The sequence below is a fragment of the Limnofasciculus baicalensis BBK-W-15 genome (assembly GCF_024178385.1).
Classification (GTDB): domain Bacteria; phylum Cyanobacteriota; class Cyanobacteriia; order Cyanobacteriales; family Coleofasciculaceae; genus Limnofasciculus; species Limnofasciculus baicalensis.
Window position 1 is genome coordinate 1 of sequence record NZ_JAMZMM010000250.1, and the last position, 9,128, is coordinate 9,128.

Annotated in this window: 8 protein-coding genes; 6 read left to right on the forward strand and 2 right to left on the reverse strand. The window is 44.8% G+C overall.

Going from position 1 to position 9,128, the window contains the following annotated elements:
• Positions 1 to 21 precede the first annotated feature (21 nt).
• Positions 22 to 789, reverse strand: a complete 768-nt coding sequence (locus tag NJ959_RS20610) for a DUF3747 domain-containing protein (protein WP_254013620.1) — start codon at positions 787 to 789, stop codon at positions 22 to 24.
• A gap of 285 nt (positions 790 to 1,074) precedes the next feature.
• Complete coding sequence (locus NJ959_RS20615; RefSeq protein WP_254013621.1) at positions 1,075 to 4,656, reverse strand: response regulator; 3,582 nt, start codon at positions 4,654 to 4,656, stop codon at positions 1,075 to 1,077.
• A gap of 389 nt (positions 4,657 to 5,045) precedes the next feature.
• Between NJ959_RS20615 and NJ959_RS20620 the strand changes: the two genes are divergently transcribed.
• The 6 genes from NJ959_RS20620 to NJ959_RS20645 all read left to right on the forward strand — a co-directional run.
• Positions 5,046 to 5,693, forward strand: a complete 648-nt coding sequence (locus tag NJ959_RS20620; protein WP_254013622.1) for a GNAT family N-acetyltransferase — start codon at positions 5,046 to 5,048, stop codon at positions 5,691 to 5,693.
• Between the two features lie 122 nt (positions 5,694 to 5,815).
• Positions 5,816 to 6,385 carry a hypothetical protein gene (locus NJ959_RS20625; RefSeq protein ID WP_254013623.1) on the forward strand — a complete coding sequence of 190 codons (570 nt, stop codon included), beginning with the start codon at positions 5,816 to 5,818 and terminating at the stop codon, positions 6,383 to 6,385.
• A gap of 43 nt (positions 6,386 to 6,428) precedes the next feature.
• Positions 6,429 to 6,698 (forward strand): MoaD/ThiS family protein, encoded by a 270-nt coding sequence (locus NJ959_RS20630; protein WP_254013624.1) that lies wholly within the window; start codon positions 6,429 to 6,431, stop codon positions 6,696 to 6,698.
• A 123-nt stretch (positions 6,699 to 6,821) separates the two neighbouring features.
• Complete coding sequence (locus NJ959_RS20635; RefSeq protein ID WP_254013625.1) at positions 6,822 to 7,280, forward strand: DUF2996 domain-containing protein; 459 nt, start codon at positions 6,822 to 6,824, stop codon at positions 7,278 to 7,280.
• A gap of 105 nt (positions 7,281 to 7,385) precedes the next feature.
• The gene (locus NJ959_RS20640) at positions 7,386 to 8,168 is read left to right on the forward strand and encodes an RNA polymerase sigma factor SigF (protein WP_254013626.1); all 783 of its coding nucleotides are present in this window, start codon (positions 7,386 to 7,388) and stop codon (positions 8,166 to 8,168) included.
• Positions 8,169 to 8,334: 166 nt separating this feature from the next.
• Positions 8,335 to 9,128, forward strand: a 794-nt coding sequence (locus tag NJ959_RS20645; RefSeq protein WP_373693688.1) for a hypothetical protein, incomplete at its 3' end; no start/stop codon positions are given.

Consider the following 9,128-nt stretch of genomic DNA (forward strand, 5'->3'; position numbering starts at 1 on the left):
ATTCCCCACTCCCCATTCCCTTCACCTTTCAAACACAGGTACAGTACGATTTGAAGGCGGCGGTGGTAATACTTGAGGGCTAGTAGCCGGATTACCATCTCCTGGCGCAGTTAATTCATCCCCAGGCTTAGTAAAAATCAACTCCCGCGAGGGATCGTCTGAAGGTTGTCCACTAGCCGCTGGCGGTTTAAACAGTGGCGGTAAAGGAGGAGGAGTCGCCCTCACCCCAGAGGAAACGGGAGGAGTCGCACCACTGGTAAGATAAATATGACCTAATGCCTTCCCTTGATAAGTGCGTCTCGTCAACCGCCACTCCGGATTGAGGAAAATCTTCTGAAAACCAGTCCCCATTCCTTGAGTACTACCAATTTCAATCTCTGGCGCATTCCGATTTACACGGTTTGTCCCCACTAATACCAATTCACCATCCCGTTTAACAATTCTGAGGAGGTAGTCTAAACCCAAATCTTGCTCCTCCATCCGGATTGAATACCCGTTACTGTCAGTATTGCGACTGCAAATACCCGTAAAATCAAAATTTAGCAACAGCGGTTCCACTATTACCGGGTTATTACCCCTCTCCCGCCAGCAATCCCGTTGCCCAGACAACCGTTCGATAATCAGCAGTTGATACTGATTGTCACCGAAAGGAGCAGCAACCGCAATAAAATTATTCGCGTTAACTTCAGTATTGTCAAAAGTGCCAGCATTACTTGGGCTGAAACCCCCGACTGTAAGGAAAGAAGCGATCGCGAGCGCTGCAACTTGGAGCCATCGTGAAGTCTTCATAAGTACCCTGCAAATTCCTGCAATTTGAACAGACGCTACTGAATCCAAATTAGATCCCGAATTCTTCAATAATAGGACTTCCGCAAACCTTCTCTCTGTAGGGTGCGTTATGCGATAGCTAACGCACCACTGCAAACCTTCTCTCTGTAGGGTGCGTTATGCGATAGCTAACGCACCACTACCACTGTATGTAGCTGCATAAGTCCTGAAAATAAGTCCTAAAAAAGTTAAAAATACCAGAAATATTTTTATTTGGCAAATTTTAATTAAATTTTGGCACAATTCTTAATCAACCGTCGGCTTAACCACAAAAGTCAGTACCGTTTCATCCACTCCTTTCAGCTTCAGAGGGCGACACTTGGTAATCGCACCATCCTCCACCCAGTCAGCAACACTAGCCGAGACAAGAATCGAATTAGGTTCCGCTGCCTCCTGTAGTCGGGCTGCAATATTCACAGAAGGACCAATTGCAGTATAGTCTAGCCGTTCAGCACCACCAAACATACCGACAACAGCCGTTCCCTGATGAATACCACAGCGGAATCGTACCGGGGGTGGACCATCATTTCCCACAAGCCCCTTCGCTTCCCACTCTTCGTTAAGCTTCTGTAAGGATCGTAGCATTTGCCGTGCTGTAGCAATAGCTCGTCGCGCTTGCTCTTGGGGTGTGATTTCCTCTGGCGCTCCAAAAATCGCTAAAATGCCATCGCCCATAAATTTATCTACCGTACCGCCATTCTCGAAAATAGCATGAGTCATGGCTGCCAGGTATTCATTGAGCAATTCAGCAATCCGAAGCGATCGCAAAGTATTAGAAAGCTGAGTAAACCCTACAATATCACTAAACAGCGTCGTAATCAGTCGTGGTTCCGGATGTAAATCCAGAGAAAGTTCACCCTTTGCTGCTTTCTCCACCATTGCTGGCGGCAAGAAGCGTTTTAGTACTGATTCTGTCAGGTAAGTATTTAACTCTAGTACCTTTTTCTCATTTGCTTTCAAAGCCAGAAGATTTCGCACTTCTGCCAATAATTCTCTATCGTTAAATGGTTTAGATAAATAAGAATCTGCTCCCTGCTCTGTCCCCTCAATTCTACTTAATTCATCGGCTTTCGCTGTTAGCAAAATAATTGGTATTCCTTTTAATTTTTCCTCGGAACGAATTAACTCAATTAGATCTAAACCAGATACTTCAGGCATCATCAAATCTGTAACAATAAGTTGGGGCTGTTTCTTACTCGCAATCTGGAACCCTTGCTTCCCATTACGAGCCGTCATTACTTGATACCCAGCTTGTCGTAAAATCTGTGACACGTAGCCACGTAAATCAGAATTATCATCTACCACTAAAATTTGATCTGAATCATTCGTTTCTTCCTGTTTATCTGTCTCGTTCTCTTCTTCATCTTCTAGAATTGATTCAATATCGAGATCTGCTAACTCGACAATGCCACGACTAGCTTGAATTTCTGTGGGCACTTCCAGAATTTGCTCGCCAGGTAAATGAGCTGTACCTGTTTGGAGCCAAATGGTAAAAGTTGTCCCTTGATTAGGTTCCGAATCTACTGAGATTTGACCACCATGAATTCCTACTAATTCTTTGACTAGAGCTAATCCTAAACCACTCCCTTCATAAGATCTATTAACCGAGCCTTCCGCTTGTCTGAATCGCTCAAATAAATGGGGAATTTGCTCCTTACGAATGCCAATACCCGTGTCTATAACCTGAAGCCTAACATGATCTCCTGCTGGTTCTACCATTACCGTAATTGTCCCCCCAGCATTGGTAAACTTCATGGCATTTGACAGGAGATTATACAAAACTTTATCAAACTTTTCTAAATCCAAATAAACTGGATAACAGGGTATTACCTGAGTTGATAAACCGATCCGCTTCCTATCGCAATATGGTCTAAATATTTCCACAATTTGCGTAACAAATTCCCCGAAATTGCAGGGACGGAAACTTGGCTGCATCCTTTTAGCATCAAGTCTTTGTAAATCAAGAAGCTGATTGACTAGTCGCAAGAGACGACGGGAATTGCGGAGGGCGATCGCACTTTGCTCGTAAGATAATCCCTGCTTTTGATTTACTACCGATTCTAATGGTCCAATTGTTAAAGTTAGTGGGGTGCGGAATTCATGGGATACGTTTTGGAAAAATTCGGTTTTTTGGCGATCTAATTCGATTAATCGTTCGGCTTGCTGACGAGTTTTTTGATAGAGTCGAGATTGTTGAACTGCGATCGCAGCTTGGGATGCTACTGATTGGGCAAGATCGATTTCTGATGACAGCCACTGACGTGGTTTATTAGTTTGTCGCAGTGAAATACTACCAATAATTTTGCCATCTACTAATAATGGCACTAGTAATAGGGCGCGGGCTTTTTCCCGCAATCCTAAGTCAAATTCATTTATTTCTGGATATCCTGACATATCGTTAAAAATCACAGGCTGTTGAGTATCGACAAGTTGTCGCAGCACCGGATTACTAACGATAGGCACCATAGACTGAGGTAGCTGTGAAAAAGAAGAGGTAGGAGGTGAAGGGTTAAAGGTAACAGGAGAATGTGAATCCCGATCACCTCTTCCTTCGGAGAAGCCAACTGCTTCGGTATCAAATACTTGAGCTGATTTCCCATCATATAAACCTACACATTGGACAAACTCATCTTCTTCACTCCAAAGGGATAAAACACAGCCATCCACTTTAAGGGCTTGGGCTAATTTTTGGGTAATTGCTGTAAAGATTTCTTTGGGATCGAGGGTCGAGCGGATCGCTGTGGTAATAGTGTTGATTAAGGTTTGCTGAGTTGCCAATGCTTGAATTCTTTCGTAAGCTCGTGCCTGAGATAGGGCAAGGGCAGCTTGATCGGCTACCATCACCACTAGTTCAATTTCATCATTTTCCCAAATGTGAGGCTCACCACATTGATGGAGAGCCATTACTGCTACTAATTCCTGTTGACTGATCAGGGGTACAACTAGGGTTGAACGAATGTTAGCTTTTTGGTATGCGATTACCCTTTCTTGAATGTCGGGAATATCCTCATAAAATCTTTCATCTGTCAAGATATCGTTAACAATTGTAACATCACGGGTTTCCCATACTGTCTCTGCTAAGAAGAGGCGAGAGGTTGGAAGTAAAGAGTTAGAGGTTAGAGGTAAGGGGTTAGAGGTTGGAAGTAAAGAGTTAGAGGTTAGAGGTAAGGAGTTAGAGGTTAGAAGAGAATCCTCTTGCCTCTCACCTCTTTGATAAACAAACCACTCATCTACCAATCGCTCCTCTTGACAGGGGCGTAGAATACAAATATCAATTTCCAGAACTTGGCCTACTGTTTCCACAATCCTTTGCAAAATTTCTTGTAGGGGAGAAGCATCGGTTTTGTCATACTGAGCATTGCGAATAGTGTTAGTCACCGTATTGAGGAGTCTTTCCCGACGGAGCGAGCGAGATAATTCCCTAGTACGCAATTGCAGGACATTGTAGGTATCCAAAGCTTGTCTAACTACCGACTTGAGTTCCTCGGCATTCCAGGGCTTGGTGACGTATTTGAACACCTTCCCAGTGTTGATCGCCTCCACTAAGTCATCGATATCGGTGTACCCTGTCAAAATAATCCGGATGATATCCGGGTATTGAGTAGCAGTCAGACTCAGTAATTCCGTACCGCTCATTAACGGCATTCGCTGATCGGAGATAATGACAGCAATATTTTCCTCACAGGCTAAAATCTCCAGTGCCGTCGGGCCATCCTCTGCCCTCAACACCTTATAATCTCGATGGAAGGTACGGTAAAGCAAGTCAAGGTTGTCGGGTTCATCATCGACAACCAAAAGTTTAGGCTTATTAATTTCTTGGGATTGCATAGACTGCTCTCCTACCACCAGGACTTGCATTTACTACAAATAGTTTGCACCCTCTTGACAGATTCTTCCGGATGGGAAGCGCTGAAAACGACGTTGACAGTGACAGATGAGACGATTTCTCCTCCCATCTTGCCTCTTACCTGAAAACCCCGATCCAATAGCCCCGATCCAATAGCTCACAAGATACAACTCAAGCGATCGACCCTAATTTTGATGCTAGCGTTAAGAAGCATGTTACTCGTTTCGAGAGAGTACAGCCCCATGGCTGTCACCACTAGTCCCTCCAATGGATTGTAATATTGGTTTCCCAGAATGTGGTCTTAATTAAGGTTGCCCCAAGTAGCTCCTTGTAGAATACTATTGTGTTTTAGGAAAATGTTTTTGCGATTGTGAACCCCTGCTTCTCTTTCTTGATGCCTGACGAACTCACCCCTAAAAGTCAGGATGCCTTGATGCCCATTGCATCTCACTTTACCATCCGGACAGCTCAAGAGCAGGATTTGACCCTGTTGGCAGAAATTTTGACGGAGAGCTTTCACTCTTGTCGAGGTATGCTGCGCTGGGTTTATCCTATTTTGCGATTGGGCATTTACGAAGATTTGCGCAATCGCATCCGCACTAACTCCCCCCATTACGCTTGTTTAGTCGCAGTAGCTACCATTTCTGGAGTCAGTGGTGCCAGGGAGCGAGTAGTAGGGACAGTGGAACTCTCCCTCCGTCATCTCTCCCCTTGGAGAAGTAATGGCTCTCAGTATCCTTATGTCTCTAATCTGGCTGTCAGCAAATCTTGTCGCCGACAGGGGGTAGCTCAAGAATTACTCAAAGCTTGCGATCGCAAATCGCTAGAATGGGGTTTTCCGGATCTATACCTCCATGTTCTGGAAAACAATCATCAGGCACGGCAACTGTATCTGAAAACAGGATATCAATTACATCGGGTTGAGCATAGCTGTGGTACATGGTTCCTGAGACACCCCAAAAGGCTTTTCTTGCACAAGCATTTTAATCCCGGGGGGACAAAGGGAGAGACAGGGTAAAGGAAGAAGCTAAATTTAGCTTTTTGTGTGTCATCAACTATTTACGTCAATTAAAGACAGCCAGTTATGATTGAAATCCGGGTGTATTCCTGCTCCCTTAAAGTTAAGAAATATGAGTTGAAATGGAGAGCGACAATAAACAGCCTTGCCAGACAGCTCTTTATGAAGAAGAGGAGACACTTGCTCGCCTGACAAAAACAGCCAACTTTCAAGGCGCTAGTGGCATTAACCAGCAAAGCCTGAACTTCCGCAAGGATCAGATGTGTGACTCACCCGCAGAGAGAATTCTAAAGCAGCTTCACAATAAACAGTTGCTAATCGTTAATCCTAAGCGTCGAAATGGTATAATTCTATATAAGCGCTATCATGCAGAATTTGCAGGTCCCGGTTCGGCAGTAGGAGTATCATTAGATACCGATTGCCAGAAAATCCTGCCAGTAGGAAATCTTGATTTAATCTCGCCGGAATCCGCTGACGACAGACAGCGGGCTTATTTGATTCGGCGGCAGTGGGTACGCCTGACTCTGCAAATTACAGAAAATCCAGAGCCAATCGGACGCGCTCAGAAAATCATAGAACAGTTTGAGGGCTTCTTTGACAGTGCGACAATTGCTAAATTACCAGATGAAGCCTTCTCCCTTCTTGTTGGTGTTTTGCCTCATACTGTGGCTAAGGTGAGGGGGAAGAGATAGGGTTGGTTACTAGATCTTAATTGGCTAACTATTGCTAACTCAAATGTCTGAAAGTGCTATCCACGCGATCGCTGTCACGATTAAATTATTTGCAGCTTATCAGGATGCTTATGGGGTTACGGAACTTCATCGGGAATTTCCACCCCAGACACCTGTATCAGCAGTACTAGATTGCCTGATTGCCGAACATCCAGAATTGAAGCCATGGAGGGATATTACCCGCTTTGGGATCGATCTTCAGTTTGCTGGACCAGACACTATTCTCCAACAGGGGAATGAAGTTGTGTTAATTCCCCCTGTTAGTGGTGGTTAATAGATTAATTTGTCGAAAGTCAAGAAGCAGGGTGTAGGAGGGATGAAATACCGCAATTGATTGTTTTAGGGCACTTTTTCTGTAAAGATGACAAAAAGCCTACCTGAGAGCAACGTGACAGCTATGACCGAAGAAACTAATCCCACTCCCAATCCCGAAACTGAATCAGCAGCTAAACCAGCCAAGGCTAAAAAAGAAAAACCACCCGCCCTTGAAGACAAACCCTTCACCGAATTTATTGAACAAGACTACTTGCCAGCATTGAAGAAGGCTTTTGCCCAACAAGGCATTGAGGATATCGACGTAGCCTTCACCAAAGAAAAAATTCAGATGGCAGGTTTGAGTCAAATGGCAGCCTGCTGGCAAGTGATGGGAGGCTTCGCCAAAGGTCAACGTCAATTTAACATATATTTTCCTGATGAAGATATAAATAAGCAGAAAGCCTTCTCTTGCGCTGCCAAGGGTGTCAAACCCAGTACCATTGAATCATTCATGATAGATGAGCGAAAGGTAACCCTAGACTTGCTGGTGTTTTACACCATACAGCGACTAAACGCCCAAAAGTGGCTGGCATGGAATTAGACGAAGCAGAAAGAAAATTTGGGAAGTTGGTAGCGACGGGATGTTTATGTTATAATTTTGCGTTTTAGGGCAACCATAACCTCGTGCGCTACCACTCAAATTAACATGCTAACCCCTGTAAACCGAGAACAAGAACTAAAGCATGAAACCCTGCAATTGCTCAGAGAGTACCAGGAATCGAATTCTGCAGCAATTCGCAATCAGCTCGTTCATCTTAATTTTGGATTAGTGAGGAAAGAAGCTCATCACTGGGTTAACCAGTGTAATGAAAGCTACGAAGACTTGCTGCAAGTAGGCTGTATTGGCTTAATTAGGGCGATTGAACGATTTGACACCACTAAAGGAACGGCATTTAGTTCCTTCGCCATTCCCTACATTAGAGGTGAAATTCAACATTATCTAAGAGATAGGGGACCTGCGGTACGGATTCCTAGACGGTGGCTAGCCCTGCGACAGCAGTCAGTGGCAACGATTCAAGATTTACGAATGAAGTTGAATCGACAGCCAACGGATGCGGAGATAGCACAAACGCTGAAAGTTTCCCTCGCCGAATGGCAAGAGATTAAGCTGGCAGATCAAAATCGGGAACCCTTGAGCTTAGATACTCCAGTTGGGGATACAGAAGAAGGGACTACCAGTTTAGGCGAACTCGTACCGGATCCTCGATATCGCAGTTTCCAGTTAGCTCAAGAAGATCGGATTCGCCTGCAACAAGCTTTAGCCCACTTGGAAAATCGGACTCGCGAAATCTTGGAATTTGTGTTTTTACACGACTTGACCCAAAAAGAGGTCGCGGAGTTATTAAATATTAGTGTAGTAACGGTTTCCCGTCGAGTGAAAAAGGGACTCGAAGCGATGAAAAAACTGATGACGGGGACAGATGATTAAGTAGAACGAGTTTGGATCTATCTTCACAGACAATGGCACTCTGAAGATGGAACTATAATTGAAATATCGATGCCAATGGTTTATTGTGGATGGTTTATACCTGAATCTATTGCCATAATCAATTAGTTTCAGCGGTGTCTGTTGGTAAAACTTTGGGAGACGGGTTATGCGTCAATCTTTATTAATTAGTTTAGTCACATTACTGGCGCTGTTGGTGGGCGGCTGCCCTGCTAATCAAGAAAATCCTACAGCCGTGGGTGGTTCCCCATCACCAAATCCTCAAGCTACTCCAGCTTCGCCCACCACCCCACCGACAAAAGTGGCTTCGTCTAATGTCAAATTGCCCCCGAAACCAGACAATCAACTCGCTGTATCCGGATTAACGCAAACCCTGCCTCCAGAAGAACAACTCAAACGGGCTACTAAAGGGCGGGTAGATCCATTTTCATTGATTTCAGATATCAAACCGATTAAGACTGTAGTGCCTAATCCAGAGGGCGCAGGAAATAATCAATCTGAGCCAATAAGAGTAGTACCGCCTACCCCACCCTCTGCACCACCTCCAAGAAATCAGAGTGGAGGTGGCAATCGCTCCAGTGGCAATCAGTCTATAAGAACAATAAGACCAAATGTCTTGCCATCACAGCCACGAGGACCATTTCGCCCAATAAACCTCCGCCCACAATCTGTTACTGCTTCAAAGCCTACGCCAAACACTAGGCGAAACACTACGCCAAAGCCTACGCCAAAGCCTACGCCAAAGCTTACGATTGTGATTAAACCAAGTCCTTCAACTACACAGGTTTCCATTCCCCCGACTCCCCCTCTTCCTCCCCCGCCTAAGTTTATCCCTGACTTGCCCAAACTGCCGGAGCCAACACTGGCAAAAGGTATTGAAGTGACAGGGGTAATCGAAATAGCAGGTGTGCCTCAAGCAATTTTGAAAGCACCCAATGAATC

Bases quoted from the DNA above. Each gene is read 5' to 3' on its own strand.
- NJ959_RS20610 (WP_254013620.1), bottom strand. From the start codon at position 789: ATGAAGACTTCACGATGGCTCCAAGTTGCAGCGCTCGCGATCGCTTCT.
- NJ959_RS20615 (WP_254013621.1), bottom strand. From the start codon at position 4,656: ATGCAATCCCAAGAAATTAATAAGCCTAAACTTTTGGTTGTCGATGAT.
- NJ959_RS20625 (WP_254013623.1), top strand. From the start codon at position 5,816: ATGGAGAGCGACAATAAACAGCCTTGCCAGACAGCTCTTTATGAAGAA.
- NJ959_RS20630 (WP_254013624.1), top strand. From the start codon at position 6,429: ATGTCTGAAAGTGCTATCCACGCGATCGCTGTCACGATTAAATTATTT.
- NJ959_RS20635 (WP_254013625.1), top strand. From the start codon at position 6,822: ATGACCGAAGAAACTAATCCCACTCCCAATCCCGAAACTGAATCAGCA.
- NJ959_RS20640 (WP_254013626.1), top strand. From the start codon at position 7,386: ATGCTAACCCCTGTAAACCGAGAACAAGAACTAAAGCATGAAACCCTG.